We start from the raw sequence: 18,139 nt of genomic DNA, 5'->3' as shown, positions 1-18,139 counted from the left end.
CATTTACATTATCAGCACTTCGTTTAAATGGACTTATATTTAGCTATGTATCACATCACTTCATTCAGACATATTAATACAGTATGAATTTTTAAGATGTGTAAAATGAAATAATATACGTTAGTAATTATTTATAAGACATTAAATATCAATTTATGTAATTTTCTCTTATCTATTAGAATAATGGTCACATTCTCAACATCACTATTTATTATTATTTTACAGTAACTCGGTATATCACATATCCTCGTTCAGCAGGTGCTAAGATACCGCCAAGTTGCCATTCAATGCCGCCTTCGTAACCTGCATCATTCGTTCCATCAGCAGTAAGCACATTACATGACACGATACTCGCTGGTAGTGATGTTGCAGGAGCAGTACAACTCACCATTTCCGTTAACTCGGTAAATTCAGGCACACTATCAAATAATTTAATAGTATCAATATCACCACCACCGTTATTAGTGAAGTAAATGGTGTACTCCAGTACATCTCCGGGTCTGGCTTGATTAATACGGCTTTCTACATCATTTTGGGTGATATTTTTCACTGTCTTCTCTATTTCCAATTCACCCGCACCACTGAAACTGACCCTAACGGTGTCAACATCACTAACTTGGTTCGTTTCTGTGGTATTAGCAAAATCAATATCCGCAATGAGTTGATAGTTATATACGCCATGCAGTGGCACATTGGCTGGCACATTGACTTTCACAATGAGGCACACTTGTGAAGTGGTATCGGCATTGACTGCCGTAGGGTTGGTAACCACACCATCCACACCGGCATCCAATTCACCGTTACAGTTAGCATCAAAGTACAATACTTCACCCCAGCTATAACCACTTGGTGCGGCTTGTTGATTAGCAATAGTAAAACTCACATCACCTGCAGTATTCACATTGTATTTATGACTAAAGAATACAGGAACGCCCGGCTCAGTTTCGGTGTAGTTATCAGGCTCTAGCGTTGGCATCGTCACTTTACCAAAATCGATATTGGCTAAATAATCACCCGCACTGGCATTGACAATCATTAGGCTATCAGTCAAGGAGCTATTCGTCACCTTACCCACTAAACCTAAGGCTGGATCTGTCACATCCGCTTCTGAAATGTCTATCCACGCTGCTTGTGACACCACTTCAACAATAATATCTTTATCTGCAAACTCAACTGGGATCACCAGAGTATAGCTACCATCGGCTGCCGTGATTGTGCGAACTATTTCTTGTCCTGCTACATAACCAGGAATAGCCACATCGTTATAAATCGCTATTACTTCAAAGTTAGCAATGCCACGCTCAGTACCTTCTTGAATACCATTATGTGCAGTCACGCCACCGACACCGTTATCTTCAAATACAGTACCTTCTAGTACAATTTGGTTGATCAAGTTGAACATGTAATCTTCAACTTCACCGTTATCAACCGTACCTAGCGGTGAATCACACAGCGATGGCGCATCACACACACGGAATCGGATGAAAGTGTCACCGTTATACCCTGATGTGTAAGCTGCATCTAATGTGACTGGAACATTATTAAGTCCACTACTCACGGTGTAATCGGACAGTACAGCTTCACCGGTATCGGTAAAGTCACCATCACCATTTAAGTCAACGAAGATATTGAGATATGAACTGTTACCGTCTTTCTCAAACACGGTGATAGGTAAAGTGGTTAAGGTTGAAACAATGATATCGGCTGGCATGACAACCCCCTCTTCATCATCTTCACCTGTTGTATTATCACCCGTGGCATCTGCACTGTAGAAGTCATATAAGTCAGGATCCCACACACTACCTAAGATCAGATCTGGTGTACCTGAAATATCAACATCGACATTGCGGTGACCCGCTTCACCATAGCTTTGCGGCGCATCACCCTTATCAATACTGGCTATACAACCTGCCATGTCATGGAAACCAACACCTGAATAGCTACTTGGGATAATGTAAGAAGCATCACCATTAATGGTGTTAATACGGTACATTGCAACACGATCATTTAAGTCGTAGCTACCATCGCCATCAGTATCATGATCCCCTGTTAGCGTGATGGCATACAAATGATTCAAATCATCCGTCGCTACCGCACCAGTCCAATAATTTGGAGCCTTCGCACCATTAAAGTTAAGCGGCTGACTTGTTACGGTATTTGCGACCGGATCATAAGCATATAAGGTTGGTGTCGTTGGCTCCGTTTCCGTACCACTGGCTTGGAATCCATTGCCTGTTAAATCAACACCATAGATTAAACCATCCACTTCTGATACCGCCCAATCAGAGCCAATCCGGAGTGCATTGTTATTGATTAATGCGGCTGGAATAGGTTTCGCACTGTATGTCATTTCGAACAGATTAATCGTGATCAAACTATCCCAACGATTATTAGTGATGTAATAGAATTGATTATCTCGTGAAATGGTCCCCATATTGGCAGGATATTTACCACCAATATTGGACGGCAGTGGATCCCCAGCATTTACCGTTACACCACCACCAGCAAGATCATTGATAGTATAAGTACCATCAGAGATGATTTCACCAAGCGATATAAAGCTAGTACCCGAAGTATCTGTCACCACTAACTCAATATTACCCGATGTATTACCCGCTTGGTTATTAAAGGTGGAGTACATTAATCCGCTATCACGGTCAAAAGCTAATGAGTTCAATAAGTTGTAGTTAACACCCGTCACAATGTTATTAAACTCAAAGGTGAGTGGTTGCACTGGCGTTACAGCAGAATAGCTGTAGTTCCCGCCTTCCGTCGTCGACTCTGTCACATAGAGCTGATCACAAGTATTCACTAGATTAAGGTTGGAAATGAAGATCCGATAATCTTCCACCTCACCATCACTGGCGGCACCTACTGGGCTATTACAGCCAGAGTCCGAACATATACGTACTCGCATATAGGTATAACCGAGGCTAGCATTCGCAGGTACTGTGATATTGTACGGTGTTTGTGCATTCGCAATAGCAGCGTTATCGGCTACTACTTGCTCTCCAGCATCTGACCAATCACCATTACGGTTCCAGTCAATCCATGCATACACTTCCAGCCCCGTTAAATCGGTGTCCGGATCGACTAAGGTCGTGATTTGAAGTGTTTCAGGAGCACCCGGTCTCATGGTTGTGCTATATACCACACCATCTTCATCATCAGGCGTATTAGTCACATCATCAGCGGTTGCAGACAAGTTTTGTAATGCGCCATCATCAGCATCGATTTCACTACCGAGAACAATATCGTTCTGATCATCTGCATCAAAATCGTAGAGCACATGCATCGCACCATTATTCGGTTTAGTGGTGGTGTAATCAACATTCGCAGTGCCTGCAGAGGTATCAGGAGCATCACCAAAATCATACTCAGTAAAGCTAATCGTTTGTTCTATGATACAGACCTTCTGTAAGTTCATAGCCCCACCTGTTGCCCCTGTAAAACCGTAATGCAGGTTGTTATTACCATTGAAATCATCGGCAATAAAGTCACGGACTAATGACTCTTTCAGTAAACCATCAAAGTAGTAATCAAAGGTTGTAGTCGTTGGATCCCAATCAAACACGACTTCATGGTATTGATTATCTTCAATGTTTCCTAGGTCATGGATCTCAGCACCAATTAGCGTAAATGGCACAGATGCAGGATCATAAATAGCAGTGTGATCATTAGCTATATCAAGAAAACTAGCTCCATTTGCGTAGGTATCAAAATCAATTGTAATCGCAGGATCTAGCCCCTGAGAACCTAAGCCACCACCAGATAAACCAATCGCTTGGTTACCAGCGGCGGTATTTTGTAAGGTGAAAGTCACACCATCCGCACCCGCATCGTTATTACCAAGATAAATACCAAAGCGTAATCTAAATGGTTCTTCTAAATTAAACTTATCTGTGGTCCAGAATGCTCCACGTTGATTACCTGCATTAGGTGTAATAATGATTTCATTCGTGCTGTTATCAACAAATGAATTTGCACCTGAAACCATGGTAAATTGTGAGCCTAAAGACAGACAGCTCACGTCAGTTAAGGTCACAAAGTGATCTTCTACTTCACCATCATTTGAAATGCCCGTTATGGTGTTACAGTTACCCGCCGTTGAACAGTAACGCACGCGAGTCCAGAATTGTGTTCCGGTAAATGATGCCGCTGTTGGTATAGGCAGAATATTATTACCCGCAGTGACAGCCATATCATTGATCGATTGCTCGCCAGCTTGTCCCCAGTCACCACTGTTATCCCAATCTACCCATACTGAAATAAAGCCATCATTAGTTGCATCTACTTCAATATAGGAGCCCGCCATCTTGACGCCAGTATTAGCAATGGTGTTATAAAGCACAATAGTGGTGCCCGTTTCGTCATCACCATTACCTGTAGCCCCTGCAGGAAGGTTATCCCCATCAGCAACGGCATAATGTCCAGTATCGACATCCACACCGGTACCAATATAATTGCTACCAACATGGTGACTTGCTACACCACCAGTAATATATGAAGCAGGGGAATCACCATAATCACGGGTTGATAATTCATAATCTTCCACTTCACCATCACCAGCAGACAAATCAATATCAGCTTGGGTTAAGATATCGGCTGTTGTTCGTAAGCGGAGATAAATAATGTCGAGCCCACTATCATCTGCAACCGTGAAGTTTAATGTCGCAGAGCCATCAGATATCGCATCAGCATCATTACATGGCGCTTGAGCAAATTCTCCTGTGTCTGACAAATTGCCATTCACATTAAAGTCAATCCAACCATAAACCATGGCACCTAAGTCACTAGTACCATCATGATCATTACAAACAACCGTCAGCGCTAACGAACCCGAACCGCGTAAGTAAGTTGGCAACACAGCAAATGCATCTTCATCATCAGGTACACCATCCAGATCATCATCAGTGGCATTACCATTATCATCGATACCATCACCAAAGCCATCGGTATCAGCATCACCAGGGACAGTACCTAAGTAGATATATGGACTACCTGTAGCATGACGTGTACCCATACTCGATTCTAACGTATTGAAGCCCGCACTTTCTGGCGCATCACCGTAATCATATTCAACATCCAGTGTGATTTGATAATCTTCCACTTCACCATCATCAGCTAGGCCATGTGGTGTTGAACAGTCGGTGGTATCACGACAGATACGAACACGTAAGTAACTAATACCTGTTAACACATCGCTCGGTACATTAAAGCTCAGCGTTTGATCTGTATCTTCATCTGCTGCGGTTAATGTTATTGGCGTTGCTGCTTCTGTTGCTACATCAAATACACCATCTCGGTCAAAATCCAGCCAACCGTATAACGTTGCATTTGCATCGGTATGTACACGTGTCGTAAATTGTACTGGCACTATCGGTTGCGCATTAACTATTACAGGAATTGTAATGCCATCTTCATCAGCCCCAATAACATCATCGTCGGTCGCATTACCGGTATTATCAATACCATCAACAAAACCATCCGCTTCTTTATCTGGCGCAATTGCACCGAGATACACTAATGGCGTGTCTTCAACGATGTGCATCGCCCCTGAACCTTCACCACTCACATCCACTCTGTCGGTGCCATAAGTATCTGGCGCATCGCCTAAATCCCCTAAGCCAATCGCCAATAAATAATCTTCGACTTCACCATCACTGGCGCTACCGCCCCAGTCATTAGCTGTCAACGTATCTGTGGTGAGACGGGTTCGCAAATAGCTCATTCCAAAGGTTAAGCCAATGCTATCTAATCCTGTCCACGTTAAGGTAAATTGTCCCTGATTGGTGCCATCTGGTACCGCAATCGATTGAGCTTCTGAAGCGTCAAACTCACCGTCTTGATTAAAGTCGATCCACGCCCACAACGTAGCAGGCGAGCCAGTAGTATTCGTCGCTTCAACGATAGTGCTGTATTCTGTGGCATCAAGCGGGATAGGAAGAAGAATATTGATGCCATCTTCATCATCAGGGGAAGTGTTGGTATCGTCACTAAGTGCTAATAAGTCCGGCACTGCATCAGCTTCACTGTCAGCCACTTGATCCCCTAAATAGAGCGTGGCACTGAGTTCATGGTAAGGACCACCAGAAAGATAAGTAGTTAAGTATGTATCAGGCGCATCCCCTCCATCAAAAATACCGCTTTGTGCCCCAACGATTTTGTAATCTTCTACTTCACCATCACTTGCAACACCCAATTCATCATTCGTATTAATGAAATCTGTTGTGATCCTGACACGAGCATAATAAGTCGTACCATTGGCTATTGCCCCTGCTAGGTTAAAACTCAATGTATAATTCTGATCTGTGGTATTGGCAGGCACTACTTGCGTTACGCCTTCAGATGCCTCGAACTGACCATTGCGGTTAAAGTCAAACCACGCCACTAAATAAGCATCTGTTATTTTGTTATTGGTGGCATTTACGGTAATGGTATAACTTGTCTCACCATCGTATGCCGGTGGCAATGCAACCCCATCATCGAGATCGCCATCAGCATCAACGGTTTGTAGAGCGTCAGCTTCAAAAGTCGGTGCGGTACCGAGATATACATCGCCAGTATTAAAATGACGAGGACCATTATTTGCATCAACCGTCATGTAATTTCCAGCCGCTGTACTACCGTCAATATCAGGTGCATCACCATAATCAAGTGCGCTGGCATAACACGTGGTTTGATCTAAGGCATATGCCATCACGTTATGCATAAAACGTTCTTGATTAGTATCGATAGCACCTGTGTATTCCCAGATCTGTCCAGGGCCTTCAATAAACATTTCATCAAACATCATAATGGCGCGATTACCCGCCCCAACAGTAAATAAAGCAGGACGTTCAATAGCATCACCATCAATAAAGGTTGCAAAAAGTGTACTACCTGCAGGGAGTGTCCCTTTAAGAACAGCATTCGGCCGTGTATTAAGAATATTGGGTTGACCAATCATGTTGCCAAACACCCCATTATTAATAGGGAAGTTTTGTACATCGATGGTTCTTTGTGTGTTATCGCTTAGCATTGGAATTTCATTAACAGTAACACCAAAAGCTTGTAGCGTTGCCCAGCCGTTTTGATGATAGTCGTACATGATGACGCCACCTAAATCGACATACTCTTTGAGCAGATCAGCATTCGCTCCACCATCATCGGCGACTGTCACAATTTGATATTGAGCAATCAGCTCTGCGGCGCTTTGACTGATCAAAGTCGTGTTGGTGTGGGTTATGTTTATGGTATCAACACTATTATAAGTACCAGCTGTACCATAATTAGTAGGATCAAGGACTTGCGTCCCCATAAAGTCAGTACGTAAAGCATAAACGCCGAAACTACCGATGTTGACGGTGCTGCAAGTTGTTGTCGCCGCTGGATTAAAATAAATCACTTCCATCGAATAATCTTCAACTTCACCATTACTGGCTAACCCATTGGCACGAGTATCAGGATTACTTCCAGTCGCTGTCGTAAATAGTGTGTCTGTCGTTACACGAACTCGAATAAGGCGCGACCCTAAAGCCAGTCCAGACAATCCACTCCAATTAATATTTGCGGTCGTACTACTACTCCCTGCCGCTATTGTCGTGGTTTGATATTCATCAACATCAAATGTGCCGTTATTATCACTATCTAACCAAGCGTGAAGCGTCGCATCTTTGGTAGGATGCGAATTATTAACATCAACGGTGATGCCATACGATGTAGTGATGGCAATATTAAGATCAGGCAAAAATGCAACCCCATCTTCATCATCTACACCACCAGCAGGATCATTTGGCGTATCGTCATCGGTTGCATCACCATTTGCATCAACACCATCCCCCCAATCGCCAGTGTCATAATCAATGTTTGTACCTAAACGGACAATCTCACTTCCTTGACCGTGTGATGCACTACCATAACTGGTTGGCGCATCCCCATAGTCTTTTGAGTCAGGTGCAGCAGCACATTGAGCTTGATCTAAGGCGTACGCTAAAACGTTATGCATGAAACGTTCTTGGTTGCTATCAATCGCGCCTGTGTATTCCCAAATTTGCCCTGGACCTTCAATGAACATTTCATCAAACATCATAATGGCACGATTGCCATCTCCCACGGTAAATAAAGCGGGACGTTCAATAGCAGAACTATCTATAAACGTAGCAAAAAGATTACTGCCAGCAGGAAGCGTACCTTTGAGAACAGCATTCGGCCGTGTATTGAGAATATTGGGTTGACCGATCATGTTGCCAAACACACGATTATTAATCGGTGAATTTTTCACATCGATCGTTCTTTGTGTGTTATCACTTATCATTGGAATTTCATCAACAGTGACACCAAAGGCTTGTAGTGTTGCCCAGCCCTGCTGATGGTAGTCATACATGATGACACCACCTAAATCGACATACGCTTTGAGCAGATCTGTATTCGCCCCACCATCATCGGCTACAGTTACAACTTGGTATTGCTCTAGCAACTCAGCCGCAGTCATATTGATCGTCGTACTATTAGTATGAGTAATAGTCAAATTATTAGTACGGCTATAAGTACCTGTAGCGCCATAATTGGTTGGGTCAAGGACTTGCGTTCCCATGAAATCAGTACGCAAAGCATAAACGCCGAAACTACCGATGTTGATAGTATTACACTGCGTAAGAGGCTGAGTATTATCAAAAATAAACTCAACGACATAATCTTCGACTTCACCATCTGAAGCAGACACCGTTGCTCTGGTATCAGGCTCACTCCCTGCTGCGGTTGTCGTCAAACTATCCGTTGTTAAACGCACACGCACAAAGTGGGTCCCTGGGTTTAACCCAGATAAGCCAGACCAAGTGATACTCTGTGTTGAAGCGCCTGTTGCGGCAGCGATATTCGCTGTTTGATACTCATCGACATCAAAAGTCCCACTATTATCACTGTCTAACCACACATGTAACGTTGCCGGATCACTTGGGTGCGAGTTATTAACGTCAATCGATAGTGAATAGGAGGTATCTAAGAAAGTATTTAATGTCGGCACTGAAGCGATAGCGTCTTCATCATCAACACCACCGGTAGGATCGTCAACGGTATCATCATCGGTAGCATTGCCGTTATCATCAATGCCATCCCCCCAATCTGATTGATCGTAATCGATTATCGCACCAAGCAGTACTGTCTCTGTACTCTGCTGATGGGAAGCACTACCATAGCTAGTGGGTGCATCACCAAAGTCAAACATAGCAATGGCACGCCAATCAACCTCTGTTCCATTAGCAGATGGATAATAAGCCAGAGAGTTAGCCCCTGAAGTAATAGCGGTACCCGTGGTTGAATTAACGATCCCTGACTGCCAAATCGCTAATGGAGATGGTGGCGGTAAAATCGCATCATCAATCCCATCTAGATTACTATCAACACCAGATAAAACGTTTGTTAGTCCAGCTTCATCGGTGTCATTAGTTTCAGAATTATCCGAATCCAAATCACGCCAGTCAGGCTCATCCGCACCATCATTATTGTTCGGTGTGATCCCATCTTGACCATAATTGGTAGCAATATAAGCGGTATTTAAACCGTTATTTGCTGCATAAGTAGCTAACGAGTCATTATTCGGTGGGATATAACCTGCGGTAGTTTGCGCCCCAACATTATCTGGAATACCGTCATTATCGCTATCTAAATCCAAATGATCAGGAATACCGTCGAGATCTGTATCGACTAAGACTTCTTGTAACGCTGTTTGTAATTGTAACCCACAAAATCCCCAATCATTACCAGAACCACTGGCACCAAAATGTTCATTCCGCAATGTTAATTGTGTTAATGGTCCTGTGGTTGGTGCAGTGTATGTGAATGTTAATACCTGATCCCCAGCGTTCGTTAATGTTTCATTAGGCGTAATCGTTTGCCCATTAATGATGGCTCTAAATACCGAGCTTGGACTATGCCAAACATTAACATGCATGCGTAAAGTGTAGGTTTCTCCTGCTTCAAATACATTTCCAGTTGGAAAGAATTGCGATTGTAATATGTACCAATTACCTCGATGGTCGGTCGTTCCATTACAATTATTACCTGTATCACCTTCAGAACATCGTGTTAAATATCCCCAACCACGCCCATAAGGGTTTTCGCTAGCACCACACTTATCACCACCATAGCTACCCCATACACTGTTACGTTGATTATTTGATGTCTCGCCAGGTAATCCACAAGCAGCATTACCTGCATGAACTAGTGGGTTATATTCTCCATCAGCAGTATGAAGTACTGTTGGACAGTGGCTTGGCGCAGTACCAGAGGCAGGCTCGAACCAATCAACAAATAAATCCGTAGGTGCATAATCAATTTCATCAACATCTAAGATACCGTCGTTATCATCATCAACATCGATATCATCATTAACACCATCGTTATCAGTATCTGTGCCTGATGGGTTAGAGATACTAGGTGGTATATAAGTTACAGGCACCCCATAGTCTTCTACTTCCCCATCGGAGGCTTGAACTGTGGCGCGGGGATCAGGATCTGAGCCTGTGGCCGTTGTTGTTAAGTTATCAGATGTAATACGAGCGCGAAGATAACGTTGACCAAATTTAGGAACTATCCCATTCCAAGTGATCGTCTCATTATTTGTGCCAGAGCCAGCCGCAATAACTGCCGTTTCAAGCTCATCAACATCAAACGTACCGCTGCCATCACTATCAAACCACACATAAAGATTCGCTAGCGAGGTATGGTTATTCGTTACAGAGACGTCAACACTGAAGCTAGTATCGTTCGCTTCTAAACTTGGGATCACCACTATACTGTCTTCATCATCCACTCCTCCCGTAGGATCATCAACAGTATCATCATCACTCGCAGTAGTACTGTTATCGATACCATCTCCCCAAGAGCCGATATCTAAATCCAATACAGTGCCTAATTTAATATCGTTACCACTGGCCATATGGGAAGCAGTTCCAAAACTCGCAGGTGCATCACCATAATCAGCGCCCAGAACTTGCACCATATAATCTTCAACCTCACCGCCTTGGGTATAACCAAACCAATCATTGGCTGTTAATGACGTAGTTGAAAGACGTACCCGTAACGCCACAGGCCCTGACGTAAGGGAAGTAATATTATTCCAAGTCAGTGTAATTTTATTCGATAGGTTATTGCTACCCGTCGGATAATTATCAGCACTAAATACAGCATTAGAGAACGGTGTACCATTGGCTGCAACATGCAATTCATCTACTATTTCATTCGTGCTAAACTGCCCATCTCCATTAATATCGAGCCAAGCAGCTAATGTTGCTGTTGCGCCAGTGCCGTTATACGCAGCAATGTCTACGCTGTAGCTATTCGTCGTAGACGAATAAAAAGGAAGAGGCTGCACAATCCCTGTTTCATCATCCGTGCCAGTATTATCATCAGTTAATGCGTCACTACTTGATGTCACGTTGTATTCTGAATCTATATTATTGCTGCCCAAATACAGTGAGCTGACATAATCATGCGCAGGGCCATCACTGGCAATCGTAGTTTTATAAGTATCAGGCGCATCACCTAAATCAATCGTATTAGAAGCAACTAAATAATAATCTTCCACCTCCCCATTAACTGCCAGCCCTAGTGAGCGTTCATCACTATTTACAGTGCCGCTATCGTCACTAAGAATTTCAGTTGTCAGACGCAAACGCATTCCGTAAGCAATATTATTAGATGTAGCAACATCATTTATCCAACTTAAGGTATAAGTTTGCGTACCACTGCCTGCCGGAATAAGCTGGACACCAAAAGGTTGTGTTACCGCTTGCTGAATAAGTTCATCGGATTCAAAACTGCCATCTCGATCCCAATCAATCCATGCATAAAGATATGCATTAAGTCCGGAATTATTAGTAACAGAGATATCGGCTTGATAGCCCGCACCATTGCTTATTACAGGTAAGATATCGGTTAATAGACTATCTTCATCATCGGTAACATTGGTATCATCACCAGTGCCATCGGATGAGGCTAAATCAGTGATATCTGCATCTGGTGCTTGGGAGCCTAAATACAAAGAAGGTAGTGCATCTACATTGTGGTAAGGACCATTATTAAGATAATTGGTTTGATAATCCCCTGTTGTTGTCGAGGCTGTAGTATCAGGTAAATCACCAAAATCACCACCGCCTAATAAGATGGCGTGATCTTCAACTTCACCATCACTGGCGGCACCATTCGCATCCGAAGTAGTGAGAGGATCCGTTGATAAACGAAAACGAATATAACTGCTACCTGAGGTTAAATACTGTAATTGTGTGGCATTAAAGGTGAAGGTATAAGCCCCATTTTGTCCATTGGCAATGGTCACAACCTGCCCTTCAATCGCATCAAACACGCCATTACGGTTGCTATCAATCCAACCAACTAAATAAGCATCACTGCCAGTGGTATTACGTACGGTGAGTTCCACAGGATAAAACATGCTGCCAATAGGAATGGGCATTAAAGTTGACATCACGCCATTTTCATCGTCGCTGCCTGATGTATCGTCCCCTAAAGCATCACTCGATGTTTGTGAGGGTAAATCAGTATCAATGGTGCTGTTCCCTAAATACAGATTCGCCGTGTTTGTAATGAGATGGTACGCCCCCCCCAAAGAGGGATCTATGCCATAACTGCTCGGGGCATCACCCAAATCAATATTACTCATCACAATGCGGTGATCTTCAATCTCACCACTTCCATCCCCTCCAAGCGAAGAGACTTCGGTAATATTTGTAACAGCACGGCTAATCAATCGTAAGCGTAAAAAAAGCGCACTGGTATTACTGGGCGTGATATTGTTCCATTCAAGTTCTGTATTTACTTGCGTTACACCATTTGGAATTTGAACAATTTGTCCTTCGCTTTCTTCAAATTGACCATTACGATTAAAATCAATCCAACCCACTAAAGTTGCTGTCGAACCAACATTATTAGTCACGGGAATATATATTTTATAATCTGTTGAAGAAGATTGGATCGGTGGTAGATTGAGATCGCTTTCATCAGGATTATTATTCGTATCATCAGCAGTAGCGGTTGCATTTTGTAAATTTCCCGAATCCAAGTCAGGGGCGCTATCACCGATATATAAATTACTATTAATAGTTTGATAAGGACCGCCATTACTGGCTAAGGTTTCAAAATTATCAGCACCCGTCCCTATGCCCGTATCAGGCGCATCACCATAATCAAGATCACCATTAACAATAAAACTATGATCCTCGACCTCACCATCAGCGGCTTCACCATACCAATCTATATTTGATTCTGAGCCATAACGAAAGCGACTATTAACAGTGCCAACAATCGAATTTAGCGATATAGGTAAAGAGAGTGATATCACATTGGCCGCAGGACTGAGATTTGTCGCAATTTGTTCATCTACATCATCAAAATCACCATCATCATTCCAATCAACCCACGCATTAAGCACACCGGTACCATTTGTTGGGATATTTAAACTAACGATATCCCCAACATTAAAAACTTGTCCCTGAATAGCGATATTGTTAGCAATAGAGCCGACGTAAACACCATCTTCATCATCACCATTAGCATCGCTATCATCACCAGTCACATCCGTGCCGCCATTTGCTGTATTCTGGCTAAGCTGCTCAATATCAGCTATAGCAGCTCCCATATATAATGTTGAGTCTGACGAAGTATCATGTGCTGCATCTAAGTAACGGACATTATGATCACCATAATCACAATGCTCTGTCACTGCGACAGACTCAAACCCCATAAAAACATAATTTTGACCGCCAGGATCATTCGAGTGCGTAAAATGAACAAAATAGAGCCCTTGAGATAAATCCAAAACATTCGGCTCTGTTTGTACTGGTGTTACATGAAGTTCAGTACCATCTATTTCATGTACAGACAGAACAGATGTCATTGAGCCGTCACTTTGAACGGTGTATTCAAGTGTAAAGTCTCTTGGTGTAGTCGATGATCCAACAACGGTACTACTGTATCCAGACCAATCTGCAGCACCTAATATTTCCGTATTTGTACCATTCCATTGACCATCCAATGCAGCCCAAATAAATGGGTTATCACCAAATGCCCCTGCATTCACATCAATATGATCAGTTAAACCAAACAACGCATCACAATCACCACTATCTTCACAACGAATACGAAATGTATATTTCACTATCATTGGAAATGTTGCTGTTGCAGAATCACCTGGTGCTAGAATTTCAATTTCAAAACGCTTTTCATTTCCTCCCCCTGCTTTCAATGCGCTCGAAAATAATTCATCACCAACAATGGTTACTTTTCCTGCTGGAAATCCATCGGCAGGATCTTCGTTATATCCTGGTAGTGATTTAATATCAGCGCCCGTCGTTGCTCTTAATGCAGTAGAACAAGCTAATACTTGTGGGTAATTTAAATACGTATTAAAGGAATAAAGATCTGTGTTCTGAGCAGACATGACTTTTTTAGAACTTTGATACTCTAAATCCCAATCTCCGCCTTTTTGTACATTACCCGTTAAGTCTGTAGAAGCCGCAACAGACACGCCAGTATATTCAGCGATTTTTTCGATCAGTTGTTTGCCTTGTTCAGATTGCGCAACATCACAGCCTAAAACATTAATGTGGCCTTCTGCACCAAGGTGATGACCGATTTGCTGGAGGATCTCTTGATAAGCATCTATGTTGGCAAGAGTGAGAGATTCTTTTCCTAAAAATATCTTCCCATCTTCACCATGAGAGAATATATCAAGAACATGGATATTTTTATTCTCTTGTATTTTTAGTGCGAGGTTGTGAATACTATTAAATTCAACAATAGGTATACCGTATTCTTGAAAATAAGACTTATCAGCGAGTTGACTATCAACCACCGTTAATTTCTGTGGTTCACTTTTATTTAATGTCAGCAATAAATATGCAAATAATACACTCGTTATGACAAGCGATATTAAAAGAAGAATCCCTGTTCTTATTTTCATATTCACAGTCTATCACCATAATAAAAATAAAAGACATATAGCTAGTGCAAGTGTTAAGCCAAAAAAAAACACTTTAAAATAAGTCAATTACTCAACTTACTTTAAAGTGTTTAAGACTTTATTTTTATTTTGCGTCGTTATTTAGTTCTTATTTTTTTTATTCCCCACAAATATGCGATATACACTTTTTAGGCCTCGTGAGCGCGAATTTCACGTAAATAACGATAAATCGTATGAATCGAAATATCTAACCCTTTAGCCGCAATTTGTGCGCTGTCTTTTAAGTCAAATATTCCAAGATCATGCAAACGCGTCACAATTTCACGGCTCTTTTTCGATGGTGGGATCGTTGTATCATTCACGACCTGCTCGCGCACATTCTCAATCGAGCTATGCATCATTTCATCATTATTTCGAGCAAACGTTTCTGCTGTCACACTATGATCAACATGAGAATACATATTTGGCAGCAAACTCTGCATCATTGATTGAAATGGTGCGTCTAAGTTTGAGTTAACACATAACATACCAATCGCCTGGTGCTGCTTATTGCGAATAATCGTCGTAATTGAACGTAGCGTTTTTCCATCAGGACTTTTGGTAATGTAGGCATCAGAGACATCTTTACCTTCATTTAGCTTTACCAACGCAATATTGGTGATAGGTGCACCCACTTCTCTTCCAGTGATGTGACCATTTGCAATTTTCATTATTGATGGATTTTTTGCATCTAAACAATGTAAGAGAACTTCTGTGTGCTCTCCCCACATCGCAGCAATACCATCAACAATATTCTCCATAGCGTGAAGGATATCGTAATCACTTTCTGTTAATTCATGCACTTTTCACCTCCACTTGGAACGCAGTGCTGCAATATTTGATGCTATACCCAACTAACTAAAAGGCGCTTAATCTAGTGAGAATGCCTTGAGTATATTCTACTAAAAGTAACGTTCCTAGAATAACAATGAACGGTTTTATGCAAGGTAAAATACAGTATTTATACAATTAATAAAGCGTAATCGGGACAATTGTATAGATTTGCAACATCCCCAAAAGCTACCGCATATCAAATGTTAATCATAGGTAACGACTATCTAACCTGAAAATACCCTCGCCAACGCCATTGATACAATCAATCTATGATTTATCACCAAATCACCTCAAGATACTAGGTTCAGTGAGAATACCTTGGTTTATAGACAAGAAGACGATTTGAAGAGCTAGTGGTGCTAAATCAAAAATTGACGACAACATATACAAAAAAACCATTGCCACTCTTCAATACGAAGAATAAAAGCAATGGTTTTGTGTTCATTAGAAGTGCTATGCTGACATGATATCGATAATGGTTGCATCTGTGTTCGACATACCGACACTTACCATTTTACCAATATTTCTGATCGTTTTTTCTACATCTTCAGCCACAATACCTTGAGAGCGAGCTTCGTTATTATCAATCGCCATCAAGAAGCTCATTACTGCAGAGCTAGTTGAGCTTTTCACTTTCATTGCACAAGTTGATTTTGCTCCATCACAATACATACCCGTGGTATCACTTAAGGTATTTTGAATAGCAAAACACATTTGTTCAAACGAACCACCCGCTAAATACACCATCCCCATCGCAGCAGCAGAGCTGGTTACCGCATTACCACAGAAAGGTGACAATGGTGGGTAAAACGATTTCATGTAAATCGCACCAAGATGGCTCATGATCAAGGCACGTGCTAATTGCTCTTCTGAAGAACCAAAATGCAGTGCGGTTTCGACTACAGGCATGGTAGCTGCAATACCTTGGTTGCCACTACCAAAGTTACTCATTGCTGGTAGTGTTGCGCCGCCCATACGTGCATCAGATGCTGCAGCCGTTCGCATCACTACTTTATTAATTAAGCCTTCACCAAACAAACCATTGGCCATGCTTTTTTGAATGGTACGACCGACTTCCAAACCATACGCATTTTTTAATCCTTCATCCGATAACGCACTATTTAGATTACGCGCATCAAGAATAAATTTGATCTCGTCAAAATCAACGTTTGTGGCATAGTCATAAATCCCTTTAATCGAGATATCTACGCCTTCACACACTGATGCCGTTGATGCTGGCTTCTTATCTGTATTGAGATCAGAGCTTGCATCAAACACAATCTTGCCATTGTGCGTTTTCTTGATCACTTGAGTATGACCACCGCTAATTTCAACAATAGCGACATCATTGCCTGCTTTTGCCGTCACTTCACAGTAAATAAACTCTTCAACATCTTTACGCCCAGCACTCACTTTGCCAGCATCAATCAGTTGTTGGGCTAGTTCTACGTGCTCAGGTTTAATATCAACCAGTACTTCCAAGCCACCATTAGGGTTACCACCCACAGCACCCGCCGCTGACGCAATGGCTAAACCAATACGTCCTGTGCCAGGTACGAATACACCCATTGAATTTTTGAAAAGATTATCAGAGACCTTAACATCTAATTCTTCTGGCATTTGACCCAACAATTCAGCGGCAACAGCTGATGCATAAGCGGCTGAAATTGGCTCAGTACAACCAAACGCAGGTTTAACTACTGCATTAATGATGTTCTTGTATTGCTGCCATTGTGTATTCATGAGTGGTTCCCCTACTAATTTCTTATTATTTATTGCTGTCTTTATTATTTACGGTGTGCAATCGCTTCAATTTCAACCAATGCACCCATAGGAAGATCTTTCACAGCAAAGCAGCTACGTGCAGGACAATCTGTTTTAAAGAACTCTGCATATACCGCATTAAATGCAGCAAAGTCTTCAATATTAGCTAGGTAACAAGTTGTTTTTAAAACTGTTTCCATCTCACCACCGCCAGCTTCAATCACTGAGCGAAGATTTTCTAGTGATTGGCGAGACTGAGCGCTAATACCACCTTCAACAATACCGCCTTGCTCTTTACATACAGGCAGCTGACCTGATGTAAAAATTAAATCGCCAAATGCGTTGCCATGTGAATATGGACCAATGGCATCAGGAGCTGATTGAGAAGTAATTACTTTTGTCATGATTCTTTATCTCGCTATCGAAAATTCAAATTTAGTTTAACCTTGCAAACTCAAAATTTGCAACTATTTTTGAAATTAAAAATAAAATCAATCTTTCCATAAATAGTAAAAAACCGATAAAATTATGAAAAACCAGCTATAA

At 42.0% G+C, this 18,139-nt stretch carries 4 protein-coding genes; all 4 read right to left on the bottom strand.

Features of this window, described 5'->3' with window-relative positions:
* Positions 1-214: 214 nt before the first annotated feature.
* Positions 215-14,848: a GEVED domain-containing protein gene (locus tag E5A76_RS10415; RefSeq protein WP_161118888.1), complete on the bottom strand. Its 14,634-nt coding sequence runs from the start codon at positions 14,846-14,848 to the stop codon at positions 215-217.
* 296 nt (positions 14,849-15,144) lie between these two features.
* Positions 15,145-15,798, bottom strand: a complete 654-nt coding sequence (locus E5A76_RS10410; protein WP_053987660.1) for a helix-turn-helix transcriptional regulator — start codon at positions 15,796-15,798, stop codon at positions 15,145-15,147.
* A gap of 484 nt (positions 15,799-16,282) precedes the next feature.
* Positions 16,283-17,572 (bottom strand): L-cysteine desulfidase family protein, encoded by a 1,290-nt coding sequence (locus E5A76_RS10405; protein ID WP_053987661.1) that lies wholly within the window; start codon positions 17,570-17,572, stop codon positions 16,283-16,285.
* 44 nt (positions 17,573-17,616) lie between these two features.
* On the bottom strand, positions 17,617-17,997 hold the full coding sequence (locus tag E5A76_RS10400) for a Rid family detoxifying hydrolase (RefSeq protein WP_053987662.1): 381 nt from the start codon (positions 17,995-17,997) through the stop codon (positions 17,617-17,619).
* Between the last annotated feature and the right edge of the window lie 142 nt (positions 17,998-18,139).

The organism is Photobacterium lucens (genome assembly GCF_009873615.1).
In the GTDB taxonomy this organism is placed as follows: Bacteria; Pseudomonadota; Gammaproteobacteria; order Enterobacterales; family Vibrionaceae; genus Photobacterium; species Photobacterium lucens.
The sequence above is the reverse complement of the archived record's forward strand: the minus strand, read 5'-3'. Positions and strand labels throughout refer to the sequence as shown.

What these genes read in the sequence shown, in the direction of transcription:
- E5A76_RS10400 (WP_053987662.1), bottom strand. Translation starts at nt 17,997, where the DNA reads ATGACAAAAGTAATTACTTCTCAATCAGCTCCTGATGCCATTGGTCCA.
- E5A76_RS10405 (WP_053987661.1), bottom strand. Translation starts at nt 17,572, where the DNA reads ATGAATACACAATGGCAGCAATACAAGAACATCATTAATGCAGTAGTT.